The sequence below is a fragment of the Pseudomonas sp. TMB3-21 genome (genome assembly GCF_054898145.1).
In genome coordinates, this window is sequence record NZ_CM142718.1 from 2587032 (window position 1) to 2603817 (window position 16786).

14 protein-coding genes, 2 tRNA genes and 2 pseudogenes are annotated in these 16786 nt (G+C 58.1%); 3 read left to right on the top strand and 15 right to left on the bottom strand.

From position 1 onward, the window contains the following. Window positions 1-174: 174 nt before the first annotated feature. Window positions 175-861, top strand: a pseudogene (locus ACYZTS_RS11940) (PAS domain-containing protein); the annotation flags it as partial. Between the two features lie 105 nt (window positions 862-966). Next, window positions 967-1401 (top strand): annotated as a pseudogene (locus ACYZTS_RS11945) (methyl-accepting chemotaxis protein); the annotation flags it as partial. Between the two features lie 24 nt (window positions 1402-1425). Here ACYZTS_RS11945 and ACYZTS_RS11950 read toward each other — a convergent pair. The 7 genes from ACYZTS_RS11950 to ACYZTS_RS11980 form a co-directional block, all read right to left on the bottom strand. Next, window positions 1426-1794, bottom strand: coding sequence for a cupin domain-containing protein (locus tag ACYZTS_RS11950; protein WP_028624728.1), 369 nt, complete (start codon window positions 1792-1794; stop codon window positions 1426-1428). Window positions 1795-1870: 76 nt separating this feature from the next. Then, complete coding sequence (locus tag ACYZTS_RS11955) at window positions 1871-2680, bottom strand: AraC family transcriptional regulator (RefSeq protein WP_461996072.1); 810 nt, start codon at window positions 2678-2680, stop codon at window positions 1871-1873. 28 nt (window positions 2681-2708) lie between these two features. Next, complete coding sequence (locus tag ACYZTS_RS11960; RefSeq protein WP_028624726.1) at window positions 2709-3080, bottom strand: helix-turn-helix domain-containing protein; 372 nt, start codon at window positions 3078-3080, stop codon at window positions 2709-2711. Window positions 3081-3082: 2 nt separating this feature from the next. Continuing rightward, window positions 3083-3385 carry a type II toxin-antitoxin system HigB family toxin gene (locus ACYZTS_RS11965; protein ID WP_461996075.1) on the bottom strand — a complete coding sequence of 101 codons (303 nt, stop codon included), beginning with the start codon at window positions 3383-3385 and terminating at the stop codon, window positions 3083-3085. Between the two features lie 268 nt (window positions 3386-3653). After that, window positions 3654-5486 carry a gamma-glutamyltransferase gene (ggt, locus tag ACYZTS_RS11970; RefSeq protein WP_461996076.1) on the bottom strand — a complete coding sequence of 611 codons (1833 nt, stop codon included), beginning with the start codon at window positions 5484-5486 and terminating at the stop codon, window positions 3654-3656. Window positions 5487-5648: 162 nt separating this feature from the next. Continuing rightward, window positions 5649-5725, bottom strand: a tRNA-Met gene (locus ACYZTS_RS11975). A 114-nt stretch (window positions 5726-5839) separates the two neighbouring features. Beyond that, on the bottom strand, window positions 5840-7897 hold the full coding sequence (locus tag ACYZTS_RS11980; RefSeq protein ID WP_461996078.1) for a methyl-accepting chemotaxis protein: 2058 nt from the start codon (window positions 7895-7897) through the stop codon (window positions 5840-5842). A 322-nt stretch (window positions 7898-8219) separates the two neighbouring features. Between ACYZTS_RS11980 and ACYZTS_RS11985 the strand changes: the two genes are divergently transcribed. Continuing rightward, window positions 8220-9437, top strand: a complete 1218-nt coding sequence (locus ACYZTS_RS11985; RefSeq protein WP_461996079.1) for an MFS transporter — start codon at window positions 8220-8222, stop codon at window positions 9435-9437. A gap of 179 nt (window positions 9438-9616) precedes the next feature. Here the strand turns inward: ACYZTS_RS11985 and ychF are convergent, their stop codons facing one another. The 8 genes from ychF to ACYZTS_RS12025 form a co-directional block, all read right to left on the bottom strand. Continuing rightward, complete coding sequence (ychF, locus tag ACYZTS_RS11990; protein ID WP_028620482.1) at window positions 9617-10717, bottom strand: redox-regulated ATPase YchF; 1101 nt, start codon at window positions 10715-10717, stop codon at window positions 9617-9619. 23 nt (window positions 10718-10740) lie between these two features. Continuing rightward, window positions 10741-11325 (bottom strand): aminoacyl-tRNA hydrolase, encoded by a 585-nt coding sequence (pth, locus tag ACYZTS_RS11995; RefSeq protein WP_028620483.1) that lies wholly within the window; start codon window positions 11323-11325, stop codon window positions 10741-10743. Window positions 11326-11497: 172 nt separating this feature from the next. Then, window positions 11498-12106 carry a 50S ribosomal protein L25/general stress protein Ctc gene (locus tag ACYZTS_RS12000; protein WP_028620484.1) on the bottom strand — a complete coding sequence of 203 codons (609 nt, stop codon included), beginning with the start codon at window positions 12104-12106 and terminating at the stop codon, window positions 11498-11500. A gap of 142 nt (window positions 12107-12248) precedes the next feature. Then, entirely contained in the window at window positions 12249-13190 is a 942-nt protein-coding gene (locus ACYZTS_RS12005) for a ribose-phosphate pyrophosphokinase (RefSeq protein ID WP_003171603.1), read from the bottom strand. Window positions 13191-13235: 45 nt separating this feature from the next. Further along, window positions 13236-13310 (bottom strand) — tRNA-Gln (locus ACYZTS_RS12010). Between the two features lie 36 nt (window positions 13311-13346). Further along, window positions 13347-14198: a 4-(cytidine 5'-diphospho)-2-C-methyl-D-erythritol kinase gene (ispE, locus tag ACYZTS_RS12015; RefSeq protein WP_028620485.1), complete on the bottom strand. Its 852-nt coding sequence runs from the start codon at window positions 14196-14198 to the stop codon at window positions 13347-13349. 2 nt (window positions 14199-14200) lie between these two features. After that, a complete protein-coding gene (lolB, locus tag ACYZTS_RS12020; RefSeq protein ID WP_028620486.1) occupies window positions 14201-14818 on the bottom strand; it encodes a lipoprotein insertase outer membrane protein LolB in 618 nt (205 codons plus the stop codon). Window positions 14819-14822: 4 nt separating this feature from the next. After that, window positions 14823-16547 (bottom strand): tetratricopeptide repeat protein, encoded by a 1725-nt coding sequence (locus ACYZTS_RS12025; protein WP_461996081.1) that lies wholly within the window; start codon window positions 16545-16547, stop codon window positions 14823-14825. Window positions 16548-16786: the final 239 nt, after the last annotated feature.

A 16786-nucleotide genomic window follows, 5' to 3' on the forward strand; every position in this document is an offset into this window, starting at 1 on the left:
ATCCGGCAGCGCGCTTTAGAAAAGATCTACCGAGCCGATGGCATAGCTATAAGCGGCTACCATTCCTGCCATCGGTATTTTCCCATGTTCAACAAACGCTTGAAGCAGGAGCTGACGGCTCTTCGCGAAGAACTCTCCAGCCTGCAACAAGTGAAGGAAAGTCTGGACAGTGAAATGCTGGTCCTGACCCTGAGTCCTGATGGACGTGTTCACTCGGTCAATCAGAACTTCATGGACGAGATGCTCTACAAGGGCGGCGATTTGATTGGGCGTCCTCTTGAAGACATCGTACCCGCGCACGTAAAGTCCAATGACGCCTACCAACGTTTCAAGACTGCGCTCACCCGAGGAGAGCATTTTGCCGGCGCCGTGCGGTTGTTGCGTGGCAATGGCAAGGAAGCGTGGCTGCGCTCGATCCTGCAACCGGTGCGCTCACAGGATGGTCGCATCAAACACTTCTCGATTTATTCCAGCGACCTCACCCGTACCATTGAAGCGTCGCGAGAGCACGAAAACCTGATTGGCGCGCTGGTGCGGTCTACCGCCGTGATCGAGTTCGACCTCGACGGCAACGTGCTGGCGGCCAACGAACGGTTTCTCAATGGCATGGGTTACAACCTGGCGCAGATCAAAGGCAAACATCACCGCATGTTTTGCGAACCACAGGAATACAACAGCGCCGAATATCAGGCGTTTTGGCGTCGCTTGAATGCTGGAGAATTCGTGGCCGACCGCTTCAAGCGTGTCGACAGCCACGGTCGGGTGGTTTGGCTGGAGGCGTCCTATAACCCGGTGGTCGACGCCAACAACACGCTCTACAAAGTGGTCAAGTTCGCCACGGTGATCACCGATCAGGTCAACCAAGAACAGGCCGTCGCTGAGGCGGCAACCATTGCCTACAGCACCTCGCAACTCACTGATAGCACCGCCCAGCGCGGCACTGCCGTGGTGACTCAGGCGGTGGATGTCATGCGTGATCTGGCGCGGCACATGCAAACGGCCGGGGAAGGCATCGAGGCACTGAATGCGCAGTCACTGGTAATTGGCAGCATCGTCAAAACCATCAGCGGCATTGCCGAGCAAACCAACCTGCTGGCGCTTAACGCAGCCATCGAGGCGGCGCGCGCCGGTGAGCAGGGTCGAGGGTTCGCCGTGGTAGCGGACGAGGTTCGTCAACTGGCCTCGCGCACCAGCCAGGCGACCGACGAGATCGTCATAGTGGTGCGGCAAAATCAGGACATGGCGCGCAACGCCGTGGCCCTGATGACCGACGGTCAGCGCCAGGCAGAACAAGGCCTGGCGCTGGCGGCGGAAGCGGGCACGGTGATCGTCGAGATTCAGGACGGCGCGCAGAAAGTAGTGAACGCGGTCGGCCAGTTTGCCAATCAGTTGTCGACATAAGCCCGGCGTAACTGCATTTCAGGGTTATATCCAAACGTCATTTTGCGCGGTGCGTTCGCCACCCTTGTCGCCGGTGTTGAGTACGCCTCTGGGTTCGATCAGCAGGAGTTTCACCTCCTGTTCGGCAGAGGGTTTGTGCTCGACACCTTTGGGCACTACGTACATTTCCCCTGCATTCACCAGGACTTGGCCATCACGGAAGTCGATGCGTAACTGGCCTTCGAGAACGATGAAGGTTTCATCGGTGTCGTGATGGTCGTGCCAGATGAAGTCGCCTAACAGCTTCACCACTTTGAACTGGTAGTCGTTCATTTCGGCAATAACGCGCGGCGTCCAGTGTGGGCCGATCCGGGATATTTTCTCGGCGAAGTTGAGGCTTTCGTAGGCTTTCATGAAACAGGTCTCCTGGTTGATCGTGAAACTACGATAACCAGCAGCCCTTCTTGCATCTTGTACGATTGTGCGTCGCTCAGCGGCGGTGCATCTTAATCCAGCGCGCCGGCGTCAGTCCGTAGGCCTTGCTGAATTGACGGGTCATATGGCTCTGGTCAGTGAAACCGGCGATCAGGGCCGCACTCACCAGTGACTGGCCCTGCATCAACAGCGAGCGAACCAGATCCAGACGGCGCATGGTCAGGTAACGGTAGGGGCTGGTGCCGAACAACAGACGAAAATCCCGTGACAGACTCCAGCGATCGCGACCACTGTGGTTGGCCAGTTCTTCCAGTGTGACGGTGCGGTCCAGTGCGCTGTGCATGTATTCCCGAGCGCGCTCCGCCGCCACGTAGTCGAAGCTTGGCCGCCCGGTCTTGACGCCGGATTCATGGTTCAACGCATGCGCCAGATCGAACAGCGCATCCTGCTCTTCCAGTGGATCGAGCGGGAATTCGAGACTGCGCAACAGCGTGTTGGTGGCCGCAAACAAACGTGGATCGGCCGACAGTCCGTTCTTGATGAACGGTAGCGGCTGACCGCCAAGCATCTGCTGAATCAGCGCCGGCTCAATGTACATCATCCGGTACTGAAACCCGGTCTCGGTACCCGCCTCGCCATCGTGCACTTCGTCCGGGTGCAGCACCATCGTCGCGCCGGGCAAGCTGTGCCGCCAGCCCCCGCGATACTGAAAACTCTGCACACCGGCCAGGGTATGACCGATGGCATACGTGTCGTGACGGTGCAGGTCATAACCATGCCCGGCGAAATACACCTCGAAACGCTGCAGCCCGCTGACGTCGGGGGCGCGGTGGAACCAGTCGTGGCGGGGCGGGGGTTTGGTCATGGTCTCAGCCGTTTCGTCAATCGGGCCATCAGGCTTGCTTCATGGGCTTTATGAGGCTTTCTGCTGGTATTCCAAATAACTGGTGTAGTTTCCAGATCATAGGAAGCGTCAAGGCTCGTTTGCCATTGAGCACCTCATAAACACGGTTTGTTCGGCCAATGGCTGGAGCCAGATCAGCTGCGGATAAACCTGCTTGCTCCATACGAAATTTGATCGCATCAATCGGGTTCGGTAAATCGACCGGAAACTGCTTCGCTTCATAAGCCTCAATCAGCGTGATCATAATGTCAAAAAAGTCGCCCTCAGAAGTACCCGGCTCCGGCTCGTCGTCGAACAATGCAGAGACGCCTCGCAGGGCCGCGCGGTAATCCTCGTCTGTGTGAATCGGACGAATGTTCATGGTTACTCCATCTCGACGCGTTCAGCGTCAATTGCGTCGTACTGCTTGTGAGTGCCGACAAATTTTATGTACACAGCGCCGAAGCGATAAGCGACAGCGACAACCAATCGAAAGTCGTTGCCCTTGATGTTGAATACAACTCTGCGACTTTTGAGAATGCTGGCGGCAGCAAAATGCGCTTTTATGTCTGAAGGTGCCTTCCATCCTGCATTTCTGACTTCGTCAATCCAAGCGAGAAGAGATTGTTCGGATTCCGGGTATTTCGTCCAAAAGCTCTTCAGGTGACTGATTGCGATTATTCTCATGCCATGATCCTAGTCCCGTCTTGGGACTGATGCAAGTCTGGGCAGGCCCCGAGGAGCGTGCGGAATAAGAAAGCTGTTCTGTGGTCGTTCCCTGCTGAGACTGAGGGCAGCCTTGTGGGGCATGCCGGCAGGAATTTCATCCTGAAACTCTACGTTGTCCGAACTCATTTGGGGGTAGGAAAAGGCAGCGCAAGCCTACCGATCAGCGTTGTTGACTCGTAAAAAAGGCTTACCTCTTGGTAAGCCCTTTTTCATCGCGGCGTAGGATCTAATCCCCCAACGCCTCACCCTCCCGCCGCGGATCCGCACCACCCGCGAGCGATGTTTTGCCCTGCGCGTCCTTGACCCGGACAATCGCCTGCGTGCCGCTGGTCATGTCGATTTCGCTGATTGTGTGGCCTTTGGCTTTCAAACCCTCGATCAGCTCTGCGCTGAATTGTCCCTGCTCAAGTTCCGTCGGGCCGTTACGGCTGCCGAAATTGGGCAGGTTGATGGCGGTTTGTGGGTCAAGGTTCCAGTCGAGCAGGCCGATGGCGGACTTGGCCACGTATTCGATGATTTGCGAACCACCCGGCGAGCCAAGGGTGACGAGGAATTCGCCGCTCTGACGGTCAAAAATCAGGGTCGGCGCCATGGATGAGCGCGGACGTTTGCCGGGTTCGACGCGGTTGGCGACTTTCTGTCCGTTCTCTTCGGGGATGAACGAAAAGTCGGTCATCTGATTGTTGAGCAGAAAGCCCTGAACCATCAGGTGCGAGCCGAACGCCGATTCAACCGTGGTAGTCATCGACACTGCGCCGCCGGCGTCATCGACCGCCACCACTTGCGAAGTTGAAATACGCATCGGCGAGCGGTCCGGTGCGTAGGCGACCTGAATGCCTGGCGGTGTGCCAGGTTTGGCCATGCCCATGCTGCGATCGCCGATCAGGGCGGCGCGGCTGGCCAGATAACCTGGGTCTACCAGACCTTTGACCGGGACCGGTACGAAGTCCGCATCCGCGAGGTATTGCGCGCGGTCGGCGTAGGCGAGACGCTCGGCTTCGGAGATGAGGTGCACGGCTTGCGCAGTCGGCTCGATACCCGCAGGCTTGACGTTTTTGACCGGCGCGAGTGCCGCCAGGTTGAAGCGCGGGTCACGCTGTTGCAGTGCCTGCAAGGTGCCGAAAATTTGTGCGAGGGCAATACCGCCGGACGACGGCGGTGGCATGCCGCAGACCTGCCAGCGCTTGTAGTCAGTACAGAGTGGCGGGCGTTCCTTGGCGGTGTAACCGGACAGATCACTCAGCGACAGGCTGCCAGGATTGGCATGACCCTGAACCTTGGCGACGATTTCCTGCGCAATCGCGCCTTTGTAAAGCGCATCCGGACCTTCTTTGGCGATGCGTTTCAACACAGCGGCCAGCGCCGGGTTTTTCAAACGGGTGCCGACGGCTTTCGGGCTACCGTCGGCATTCAGGAAGTAGGCGACCATTTCCGGTGAGCTGCGCAGGGATCTGTCCGAGCTAATCAACTGATGCAGGCGAGGCGAAATCGCGAAACCCTGCTCGGCAAGCTGGATTGCCGACTCGAAAAGTCGCGCCCACGGCAGGCGTCCGTGTTTTTGATGGGCCAGCTCCAGCGCGCGCAATACACCCGGAGTACCCACCGAGCGGCCGCCGATTTGCGCCTGAGTGAACCCCATCGGGTTACCGTCCGCTTGCAGGAACAGTTTTTCGGTTGCCTTGGCTGGCGCAGTTTCCCGGCCGTCATACGTGCGCACATTCTGGCCATCCCACAACACGATGAATGCACCGCCACCAATGCCGGAAGACTGCGGCTCGACCAGCGTCAACACGGCTTGCATCGCAATGGCCGCATCAATCGCTGACCCGCCTTCACGCAACATCTCCCGCCCGGCTTCTGCCGCCAGCGGGTTTGCCGCTGCGGCCATGTGTTTCGAGGCGTATCGGGTTTGCAGATCGGCGCGGTAACCGGAACCGATCTCCGGGGCCATCGGCAATGTGGAGGAGGGTGGAGCGCTGCAGGCGGCGAGGGTCAATGCAGCTGCGATCAGCGAAAGTGCTGAGCGGCGATGGCGGCTCAAAGGCGATATCGAGAACACGCGGGGCGCTCCATCCGTGGGAAAGGTCTGAGGACTTTATCGGCGGATGCTGAGTGACGCAAACAGCGGGCTTCAGTGGAGACGTATTTGGCCGTCGGCTGCGGTCGCTTTTCTCGAGGCATAAAAAAACGGCCTACCTTTCGGTAAGCCGTTTTTAGTACTTGGTGGCTACACAGGGACTTGAACCCCGGACCCCAGCATTATGAATGCTATGCTCTAACCAACTGAGCTATGTAGCCAAGTGGCGCGCATTATTCACCGCTATCAGGGATGCGTCAAGCGTAAATCAAAAATATTTCTCTACACTTTCAACCGCTTATCCTTCTGAAGTAGAAATATGACTCAGGCATGGCTCAACTGAGCTTAAATCTTCCTGTATTCGCACTCAATGCCTTACTGCCCTGGCTAAGGGTATCTGCCGCGAGGTTCACCGCCCGAGCGCCTTCGAGCAAGCGCACTGCAGCCTGATCGACCTGCTGAATATTGCCGCTGACCTCATCGGCGGTCGTCGCCTGCTCGTCTACTGCCGTGGCAATTTGCGCCAGGGTGTCGGTGACACTCTGCACGGCGCTGGCGATTTCCCCCAGCCGCTCACCCAGGCCGGTGACAGCTTGGGCATCGGATTGCGCCTGACCACAGGCCGCTTCCATCAAGCTGACCGCCTCATTCACCGTGTTGCGCAAACTGTCGACAGTGCCGGCGATTTGCGCGGTGGAAGACTGGGTGCGTTGCGACAGGCTACGCACTTCATCGGCCACCACGGCAAAGCCGCGGCCTTGCTCGCCGGCGCGGGCGGCTTCGATAGCCGCGTTGAGTGCCAACAGGTTGGTCTGCTCGGCGACGCCGCGAATGGTATCGACCACCAGTTGAATCTGCTGTCCTTGTTCACTGACCCGGCCCAGTGCTGCCGCTGTTTCGTTCAGACGCTGATTGAGTTGCTGAATACTGGCCGTGGTGCGCAGGCTGTCGCGGCTGCTGTCGGCGGCAATGCGCTGGGTATTCTGAGCGCTGCCGGAGGCTTGTTCGCAACTCTGCGCGACGCCTTGAGAGGTGGCAGCCAATTGCGTTGCGGCGGCGGCAATCTGACTGATCTGCAACTGTTGTGCTTCGACCTCGCCCAAGGCCCCGCTGGAATGATGATTGAGCGTACGTACCGCGTTGCTTAACTGCAGCGTTTCGTGATCGACCCCGAGCAAACTGTTGCGCAGTTGCACCACTGCGACGTTGAGCGCGATGCTGATAGCAGCCAATTCATCGCGTCCCTGCACCGGCACTTGCAAGCTCAGGTTTCCGTCGCGCAGGGCTTCGGCCAACAGCGTGATGCCGCTCGCGCTGCGCCGAATCGAGGCCTGTAAACAAACGAACAGGTACAACGCGGCCAGCAGCAGGCAACCCAATACCGTTGCCACCAATATGAACTGGCGAACCGCCGAACCGTGGTAATGATCCAGGCGTTGATCAAGAGAGACCAACGATTGCTGGCGCAGCGCAGCGAGGTCGGATAACAACGCATCGAGGCTGTGTTCGAACTCGTCCGGCTTGAGTTTGATGCTGCCGCCGAACACGCCGTCATCCAGCACTTTCAGCTCGGTATCGAGGTGCTTGAGGCTGTCGTGATATTGCCCGGCCCAGGCCTGTAATGCGCTGGGCAAACGGGCCTCAAGCACGCCGGCGGTTTTGACCAGTTGCTCACGGGCGTCACCGATGCGGCTGCGCAGATCGCGTAATTGCAGACGGCTTTGCAGGGTGAATTGTCCGGAGACCACCGAAGCCTGGCCGACACTGGCCAGACGGCCGACCCGCTCGATCAGGTCTGGCGCGTGCTGTGTGGAGATCTGCGTCAGCAAATAGGTTTCCAGCCACGGCGCGAGGGTCAGGCGATTGTCCATGGCGATCTCCTCACGTAACGCCTGCAAGCTGCTCAAGGCACTGGTGAAACGATCGTAGCCGTCAGGCCACCAGCCTACGCTGCTCAGACTTTTGGAATCGAGCCCGTTGAGCGCGGTTTGCAGGGCCTGATAACGCGTCAGCGTTTCGGCCGCAGCGCCTTCGTTTTGCAATGTGTCGCCGAGGTTGCTGGTGGCCTGCGCAACAGCTGGCTGGACCGCATCGAACGCGGCCATCGCGGCCAGTGTTGCCGGAGTCGGCTGACGATTGGTTTCAGTGGCGCGCCAGCGAGCAGCGCGATCACGTTGCGCGGCGAGCAGGTTGTCCAGTGCATCCAGTGCGAGCAGCTGGCGGACCCCGGCCCGCTCGCCAGAGATCAGGCTGAGTTTTTCGCGATAATCCTGGCCGATCATCAACAGGCTGCCCGCCAGCGGCAGAATGAACAGCAGGAACAACAGTTGAAACTTGCGTGCGAAGCCGAAACGCCCCAGCAGCTTGATCCCCGGAGATAAAAACGCCTGCATGCCCCATGACTCCTTTGAGCACCACGCACTTGTTGCGTGCGTCGAGGTCGTTGCGACCCGGACTCGTGCTCCGTTTAACAGCCTCGAAAGTTCACCTTTGTCTGCTCTGTAGGCTGACTCTGTAGCGAAACTTCCCATTCTCGGCACCCTTTGTAAGAGCGCCACGTTCAAGTGGATAACCAAGGCAAGATTCAGACCATGGCGTTGCGCTATCACCGTTTAATAAAGGTCGTTAGCACGCTAAGGGGATGGCGCTGCTGCACCGAAAAATGGCACATTGGCGCACCCGCTGTTTGCACCCAACTGTAGTACGGAAACTCACATGGCTATCAGCAACGCCCAGACCGGCCCGGCGCCGGCGTCCGCGACTTCACAAAGCAGCCCGTTGGTCATGCGCATCATCGGCGCGGTAGCGCTGGCGCATTTGATCAACGACCTGATTCAGTCCGTGCTGCCGTCGATTTACCCCATGCTCAAGGCCAACTATGGCCTGACCTTTACCCAGGTTGGCTTGATCACGCTGACCTTTCAGCTGACGGCGTCGCTGTTGCAGCCGTGGGTGGGTTACCACACGGATCGCCATCCCAAACCCTGGCTGCTGCCGACGGGGACCGTGTGCACGTTGATCGGCATTTTGATGATGTCGGTGGTCGGCAGTTTCCCGATGATTTTGCTGGCGGCGGGGCTGATCGGTATCGGCTCCTCGACGTTTCACCCGGAAGCCTCGCGGGTGGCTCGATTGGCATCTGGCGGACGCTACGGCTTTGCCCAATCGACGTTCCAGGTCGGCGGCAATGCGGGTTCGGCATTCGGGCCGCTGCTGGCGGCAGCAATCATCATTCCGTTCGGTCAAGGCCACGTGGCGTGGTTTGGTCTGTTCGCGGTATTTGCGCTGTTCGTGCTCTACCGAATCAGCCGCTGGTACGCTAATCACCTCAATCTGTTCAAATTGAAACAAGGCCAGGCGGCGACTCACGGACTGTCGAAGGGCAGGGTGACCAGTGCATTGGTGGTCCTTGGTTTACTGGTGTTCTCCAAGTACTTCTACATGTCGAGTCTCACCAGCTACTTCACCTTTTACCTGATCGAGAAGTTCGACCTGTCGGTGGCGAGCTCGCAACTGCATCTGTTCCTGTTCCTCGGCGCGGTGGCGGCGGGGACTTTCTTTGGCGGACCGATCGGCGACAAGATCGGGCGTAAAGCAGTGATCTGGTTTTCGATCCTTGGCGTCGCGCCATTCACCTTGCTGCTGCCCCACGTCGACCTGTTCTGGACGACGGTGCTCAGCGTAGTGATCGGCTTCATCCTCGCCTCGGCGTTTTCGGCGATCGTGGTGTACGCGCAAGAACTGGTGCCGGGCAATGTCGGCATGATCGCCGGCGTGTTTTTCGGATTGATGTTCGGTTTTGGCGGGATTGGTGCGGCGTTGCTTGGACACCTCGCGGATATTCACGGGATTGAGTACGTGTACTTCCTGTGTTCGTTCTTGCCGCTATTGGGTGTGTTGGCGATCTTTTTGCCAAGAACCAAAAAGGCTTGAACCGCCCCTGCAGGAGTCGGCTTGCTGGCGATCAACGATCACGCGGTCTGGCTGGATAACCGCGGTGTCTGGATCGCCAGCAAGCCGGCTCCTACAGGGGGTTGTCCAAATTGCAGGCACAAAAAAGCCGCGTATCAAACGCGGCTTTTTCATGGGCGGGTTTCCCGTTCTGAATTAACTCAGACGTTGAAACGGAAGTGCATCACGTCGCCGTCTTTGACGATGTATTCCTTGCCTTCCAGGCGCCATTTGCCGGCTTCTTTAGCACCTGCTTCGCCCTTGTACTGGATGAAGTCGTCGTAGGCAATGACTTCGGCGCGGATGAAGCCTTTTTCGAAGTCGGTGTGGATCACGCCAGCGGCTTGTGGTGCAGTGGCACCGACGCGGACGGTCCAGGCGCGGACTTCTTCGACTCCGGCAGTGAAGTAAGTCTGCAGGTGCAGCATTTCGTAACCAGCACGGATTACGCGGTTCAGGCCAGGCTCTTCGAGGCCCAGGGCTTCGAGGAACATGTCTTTTTCTTCGCCGTCGTCGAGCTCGGCGATTTCAGCCTCGATCTTGTTGCAGACCGGAACCACCATCGCGCCTTCTTCTTCGGCAATAGCCTTGACCACGTCCAGCAGCGGGTTGTTCTCGAAACCGTCTTCAGCGACGTTAGCGATGTACATCACTGGCTTGGTGGTCAGCAGGTGGAAACCACGCAGTACCGCTTTTTCGTCAGCGTTCATACCCTTCATCAAGGTGCGCGCCGGTTTGCCGAGGGTGAAATGCGCGATCAGTTGCTCGAGCATGGCTTTCTGGACTACGGCGTCCTTGTCACCACCTTTGGCGTTGCGGGTGACTTTCTGCAGTTGTTTCTCGCAGCTGTCGAGGTCGGCGAAGATCAATTCGAGGTCGATGATCTCGATGTCGCGTTTCGGGTCGACGCTGTTGGAGACGTGAATCACGTTCTCGTCTTCAAAGCAGCGGACCACGTGCGCGATGGCATCGGTTTCGCGAATGTTGGCGAGGAACTTGTTGCCCAGACCTTCACCTTTCGAGGCGCCGGCAACCAGGCCGGCGATGTCGACGAACTCCATGGTGGTCGGCAGGATGCGCTTGGGATTGACGATCGCTGCCAATGCTTCGAGACGGCTGTCTGGCATCGGCACGATACCGGTGTTCGGCTCGATGGTGCAGAAGGGGAAGTTCTCGGCCGCGATCCCGGATTTGGTCAGGGCGTTGAACAGGGTGGACTTACCGACGTTAGGCAGGCCGACGATGCCGCAATTGAATCCCATGGTGTTTTCCCCGAGGAGTAGAGTCAGGCCTTCTGGCTGTGCAGGTTTTTCATCGCGCGGTTCCATTCCCCGGCGAGGATATCCGGCAGCACGCCGAGGGCAAAGTCGATGCTGGCATCGAGTTTTTCCTGTTCGGCGCGTGGCGCACGACCCAGGACGAAATTTGAAACCATACTGGCTACGCCCGGGTGGCCAATGCCAAGCCGCAAGCGGTAGAAGGTATTCTGATTGCCCAGTTGCGCAATGATGTCGCGCAACCCGTTATGACCACCATGCCCGCCGCCTTGCTTGAGCTTGGCAACACCGGGCGGCAGGTCGAGTTCGTCATGTGCCACGAGGATTTCTTCAGGCGTAATGCGGAAAAACCCTGCAAGTGCCGCCACGGCCTGGCCGCTACGGTTCATGTACGTGGTGGGGATCAGCAGACGAACATCCTGACCCTGATGCGAATAGCGTCCGGTCAGGCCGAAATATTTGCGATCCGCCACAAGGTTCACACCTTGTGCGCTCGCGATGCGCTCAACAAAAAGGGCCCCTGCGTTATGCCGGGTCTGTTCGTATTCAGTGCCTGGATTTCCCAGGCCAACGATCAGTTTGATGGCAGTCACGATAGGGGCCCTTCCTTGGAGTGGTGGATAACATCGCCGCGATGAGTGTGTGCGGCGAAAGTGGACGACAAATGCTCATTTACCATTATGTAAACTCCGCGTTCTCGCCCGCTTTCTCGCTACGTACCAGTCCGCGATGTTATCTGCTCACTCCGGCATTACAGAGTAATAATTACTCTGCAGCGCCTTCTTCAGGAGCATCTTCTGTTGGAACGACACGTGGGGCGTGGACGTTGGCAACAGCCTTGTCATCACCGTGTGCCAGAGCAACAAACTCAACGCCTTTAGGGGCTTTGATGTCGGACATGTGAATGATGTCGCCGATTTCGAGTTTCGACACGTCGACTTCGATGAACTCAGGCAGATCTTTCGGCAAGCAAGTCACTTCGATTTCGGAGGTAACGTGCGAAACTTCGCCGCCTTTCTTGATCGGAGTTTCTTCACCAACAAAGTGTACAGGCACGATAGCGGTCAGTTTCTGGCCAGCTACAACGCGTACGAAGTCGGCGTGCATCACGTGGCCTTTGGCCGGGTGACGCTGCAGAGCTTTGATGATTACGTTTTGCTTGGTGCCGCCAACGTTCAGCTCGATGATGTGGCTGTAAGCCGCGTCGTTTTCGAGCAGTTTGGCAACTTCTTTAGCCAGCATGCTGATGGATTCAGGGGCTTTGTCGCCACCGTAAACTACAGCTGGAACCAGGCTTGCGAGACGACGCAGGCGGCGGCTCGCACCTTTCCCCAGGTCGGAACGCACTTCAGCATTCAGGGTAAAATCGTTCATGTTGTATCTCCAAAATAACCACATTCGCCCCAGCGTTTGCGACCAGCGCTAAAGGCGATATGGGCAAAAAAGCCCCGCCCCGACAGGAATGCCGGGGCGGGGCGCTTTTCGACAACGAGATGTAATGGAAAGGGCAGGGCCCTTAACGGAACATCGCGCTGATCGATTCTTCATTGCTGATGCGGCGAACCGCTTCGGCAACTACCGGTGCGATATCCAGTTGACGGATACGCGCACAGGCTTGTGCTGCAGCGGACAGCGGAATGGTGTTGGTCACCACCAGCTCGTCCAGCACGGAATTTTCAATGTTTTCGATTGCCCGACCCGACAGCACAGGGTGCGTGCAGTAAGCGAAAACCTTGGCTGCGCCATGCTCTTTCAAAGCCTTTGCCGCGTGGCACAGAGTGCCGGCGGTATCGACCATGTCATCGACCAGAATACAGGTGCGCCCTTCAACATCACCGATGATATGCATCACTTCAGAGTGATTGGCTTTCTCACGGCGTTTGTCGATGATCCCGAGATCAACGCCCAGGGATTTGGCAACAGCACGTGCACGCACGACGCCGCCAATGTCCGGGGACACGATCATCAGATTTTCGAAGCGCTGATCTTCAATGTCGTCCACCAGAACCGGGGAGCCGTAGATGTTATCTACAGGGATATCGAAGAAGCCCTGAATCTGGTCAGCATGCAGATCAACCGTGAGAACACGATCGATGCCGACTACGGTAAGCATGTCAGCGACGACTTTCGCGCTGATAGCCACACGTGCGGAACGCGGACGGCGATCCTGACGGGCATAACCAAAGTAAGGAATTACAGCAGTGATACGAGTAGCCGAGGAGCGGCGGAAGGCATCGGCCATCACTACCAGTTCCATCAGGTTATCGTTGGTCGGAGCGCAAGTCGGCTGAATAATGAAGACATCTTTACCGCGGACGTTTTCATTGATCTCGGCAGTAATTTCGCCGTCGGAGAACTTGCCGACAGAGATGTCACCGAGAGGGATATGCAGCTGACGTACAACACGCCGAGCCAGATCGGGGTTAGCGTTCCCCGTAAAGACCATCATCTTGGACACGCGCAGTACCTAGAGGCTGAGGGTAACCTGGATGAGTATAGAAAATGGCAGGGGCGGCTGGATTCGAACCAACGCATGGCAGGATCAAAACCTGCTGCCTTACCGCTTGGCGACGCCCCTGTATCTGTTGCAACGAGTACCGAGTACTCGATTCCTTTAGAGCAGATTTTGCAGCTTGCGATGCAACATCGAAACGTTGCTTCCTTTTGCTACAAACCCTGTAAGGGTCTCTGTAAGAAGGGCCGAGACTTTATCAGCTTCAGCTTTGCTTGGGAAGCCCCCAAACACACAACTTCCAGTTCCGGTGAGTTTTGCTTCGGTAAAATTACCTAGCAAATTCAATGCGTTACGAACATCTGGATAACGCCTTGCTACCACCGGCAAGCAGTCATTTCGACTGTTTCCCTTGGGAACGGGGCGCACTTTAATGGGAGGAGAGTTACGTGTCAACAGCGGATCCGAAAAAATTTCTGCTGTACTTACAGATACTTGCGGGACAAGCACGACATACCACGGTTCTTCGGGGTCTACAGGGGTGAGTTTCTCGCCAATGCCCTCTGCAAAAGCGGCGTGGCCGCGCACGAAAACCGGGACGTCGGCGCCAAGCGTCAGGCCCAGAGCGGCTAGCCGATCTTCGTCCCAGCCCAGTTGCCACAAATGATTCAGCCCTAGCAATGTGGTTGCGGCGTTCGAACTGCCGCCGCCTATTCCACCGCCCATGGGCAGGATTTTTTCGATCCAGATGTCGATGCCGAGCGAACAACCGGATTGTTCCTGAAGTTTTTTCGCCGCGCGAACAATCAGATTGCTGTCGTGAGGTACGCCCGCAAATTCGGTGTGCAAACGAATCACGCCGTCGTCGCGCACGGCGTAAGTAATTTCATCGCCGTAATCGAGAAACTGAAAAATCGTCTGCAACTCGTGGTAACCGTCTTCACGGCGACCAAGAATGTGCAGCATCAGATTCAGTTTGGCCGGGGAGGGCAGTGTCAGACGTGGAGCGCTCATCTTCACTGCCCCAGCTTGCGAGGTTGCCATTCCTTGATCACCAGCGTGACGTCAAGGTCGGTGCCATGCAGCTTGATTCGCTCGGGCAGCCAGTAACCGTTTTGCTCGGCATAACTCAGGTATTCGACCTGCCAACCGTCCTGATCCAGGCTCGCCAGGCGGCTATCGGCATCGAGGGTCAGGCGGCTTTTGCTGTCAGGTGCGGGGAGTCCGCGCACCCACCAGGCCAAATGAGACACCGGCAGCTTCCAGCCCAGCTGTTCTTCGAGCAGTTGCTCTGGCGTTGGCGCTTCGTAGCGTCCCTGATTGGCCACTTCCAGCGAGACGTTGCCGGGGCGTCCGGTCAAGCGTGCCGCGCCGCGTCCCAGCGGGCCGGACAGGCGAATGTCGTAGTAATCCTGCCGCTGCAGCCAGAACAGGGTGCCGCTGCCTGAGTCTTTGGGTGCGCGAATGCCGATCTTGCCGTTGATCTGCCAGCCGTCAAGGCCGGTCAGCTGTTGTTTGTGCTGACGCCATTGACCTGGATCGCCTTGACCCTGAACCGACTCGCGGGCACCGAAGCCCGCGCAACCGGCGAGCAAGGCGATGAAGCTGAAAACGATGAGGTGGCGCAAAAACATAATCTTAAAGAGTCTCTGATCCGGTCAGGCGCTTGATGGTGCTGCGCAGGATTGGGCTATCGGGTTGTTCCTTGAGGAACTTGCTCCAGATTTGCCGGGCTTCACTTTGTTTGCCGTTGGCCCACAGAACTTCGCCAAGGTGCGCGGCGACTTCCTGGTCGGGAAAGCGCTCCAGCGCCTGACGCAGATAGCGTTCGGCTTCGTCGAGATTGCCAAGGCGGAAGTTCACCCAGCCGAGGCTGTCGAGTACCGCCGGGTCTTCCGGACTGATCTGGTGCGCCTGCTCGATCAGCGCCTTGGCTTCGGCATAACGTGTCGTACGGTCCGACAAGGTATAGCCGAGAGCGTTCAGCGCCATTGCATTGTCCGGGTCGCGCTTGATGATCAGGCGCAGGTCTTTCTCCATCTGCGCCAGATCATTGCGTTTCTCGGCCTGCATGGCGCGGGTGTACAGCAGATTCAGATCGTCCGGATACTTCTGCAAGGCCTTGGCGAGCACCGACCATGCCTTGTCGCCCTGCTTGTTGGCGGACAGGGTCTCGGCTTCGATCAGGTAAAGCTGAATCGCATAATCGGGCTGCTCGTCGCGCTCAGCGGCAAGACGCCGCTGCGCTTCGGCCGTGCTGCCGTTGCTCATGAGGATATCGGTCTGACGCAGTTGCGCCGGCAGGTAATCGTTGCCGGTACCCACTTGGGCGTACTCGATCAGCGCGCCCTGAGGGTCGTTGCGCTCTTCAGCGATACGGCCGAGGTTCAGGTGAGCCGAGTCGACGTGGCTTTCCCGCGCGATCAGGTCTTCCAGATAACCCTTGGCCTCGTCCCAGGCCTTGGCTTCCAGGCATACCAACGCCAGGGAGTAACGCAGATCGTCGTCCTCCGGATATTGCTGAACCAGGCTGGAGAACTCGACTTTGGCGTCGTCCATGCGGTTCTGCTCGACCAGCGTGCGTGCATAGGTCAGGCGCAGGCGCTTGTCGTCCGGGTACTTCTTGATGCTTTTCTTGAGAAGCGGCAGCGCCTCGTCGCCACGATCAAGCGCTTGCAGCAGGCGCGCACGCAGCAGAATCGGTGCGACTTCGCCGTCTTCCGGCGGATGGTCTTCCAGCAGGGCCAGTGCGCCTTTGGCGTCTCCGTCCTGTTGCATAAGCAAAGCCTTGCCGAAAATCAGCTGACTGTTGTTTGGGTGTCGCTGCAACAACCGGTCAAAACTTTTCCTCAGGCCGTCGCGGGTTTCCTGATCGGTGTCCGCGGCGGACAGGGCAAGAAAGTCGAAATGCGTATCGCCTTTGCCCAGCAGGACTTTCTCCATATAGATCATGGAGTCGTCGTAGCGACCGGCCCGCGCCAGTTGCACCGCTGCAGCCCGTTGCGCCTCAAGGTCGTCCGGGGCGTTTTTCGCCCAGATCAGCGCGGTGTCCAGCGCGGCCTGATCGGCGCCGAGGTACTCGGCGATGCGAAATGCCCGTTCGGAAATGCCCGGATCCTGGGTGTTGATGGCCTGAGTGACATAGTTGTCCAGGGCAATGTCGAAGCGATTGCGCTGGCCAGCGAGTTCGGCGCTCAGCAGGCTGAAGACGGTTTCTTCGCTGAAGGAGCCGTAGACCTTGGGCTTTTCAGGTGCTTTGACGCTGTCTTCGACCGGCGGCGTGCCGTCCGACGGAACGGGTGCCATGGCCTGGCAGCCGCTGAGGAAGACAAAAGCGAGGAGCAACGCGGAGGATCTATTCATATAGGAGGAGGACGACTAACCTGCGGTCGGATCATCATGACACAAGCGTTGGGCCAAACATAACCGGCCGGCCAATTTACCGTTGCACACCGGCAGGTGTCGGCGACCTGACTTGAAAACGCACGCAACCCTGTAGCAGCCAGCTTGCCGCGATGGTCGAGAACGATGACGCGGTTACTCTGGAGAGGACACGTCACATGCAAGTCCAGCACCAGCAAGCCGGCTCCCACAAGGGCGGT

Excerpts from the sequence above, each read along its gene's own strand:
- ACYZTS_RS11950 (WP_028624728.1), bottom strand. The coding sequence starts at position 1,794 with ATGAAAGCCTACGAAAGCCTCAACTTCGCCGAGAAAATATCCCGGATC.
- ACYZTS_RS11955 (WP_461996072.1), bottom strand. The coding sequence starts at position 2,680 with ATGACCAAACCCCCGCCCCGCCACGACTGGTTCCACCGCGCCCCCGAC.
- ACYZTS_RS11960 (WP_028624726.1), bottom strand. The coding sequence starts at position 3,080 with ATGAACATTCGTCCGATTCACACAGACGAGGATTACCGCGCGGCCCTG.
- ACYZTS_RS11965 (WP_461996075.1), bottom strand. The coding sequence starts at position 3,385 with ATGAGAATAATCGCAATCAGTCACCTGAAGAGCTTTTGGACGAAATAC.
- ACYZTS_RS11980 (WP_461996078.1), bottom strand. The coding sequence starts at position 7,897 with ATGCAGGCGTTTTTATCTCCGGGGATCAAGCTGCTGGGGCGTTTCGGC.
- ACYZTS_RS11985 (WP_461996079.1), top strand. The coding sequence starts at position 8,220 with ATGGCTATCAGCAACGCCCAGACCGGCCCGGCGCCGGCGTCCGCGACT.
- ychF (WP_028620482.1), bottom strand. The coding sequence starts at position 10,717 with ATGGGATTCAATTGCGGCATCGTCGGCCTGCCTAACGTCGGTAAGTCC.
- ACYZTS_RS12000 (WP_028620484.1), bottom strand. The coding sequence starts at position 12,106 with ATGAACGATTTTACCCTGAATGCTGAAGTGCGTTCCGACCTGGGGAAA.
- ispE (WP_028620485.1), bottom strand. The coding sequence starts at position 14,198 with ATGAGCGCTCCACGTCTGACACTGCCCTCCCCGGCCAAACTGAATCTG.
- lolB (WP_028620486.1), bottom strand. The coding sequence starts at position 14,818 with ATGTTTTTGCGCCACCTCATCGTTTTCAGCTTCATCGCCTTGCTCGCC.
- ACYZTS_RS12025 (WP_461996081.1), bottom strand. The coding sequence starts at position 16,547 with ATGAATAGATCCTCCGCGTTGCTCCTCGCTTTTGTCTTCCTCAGCGGC.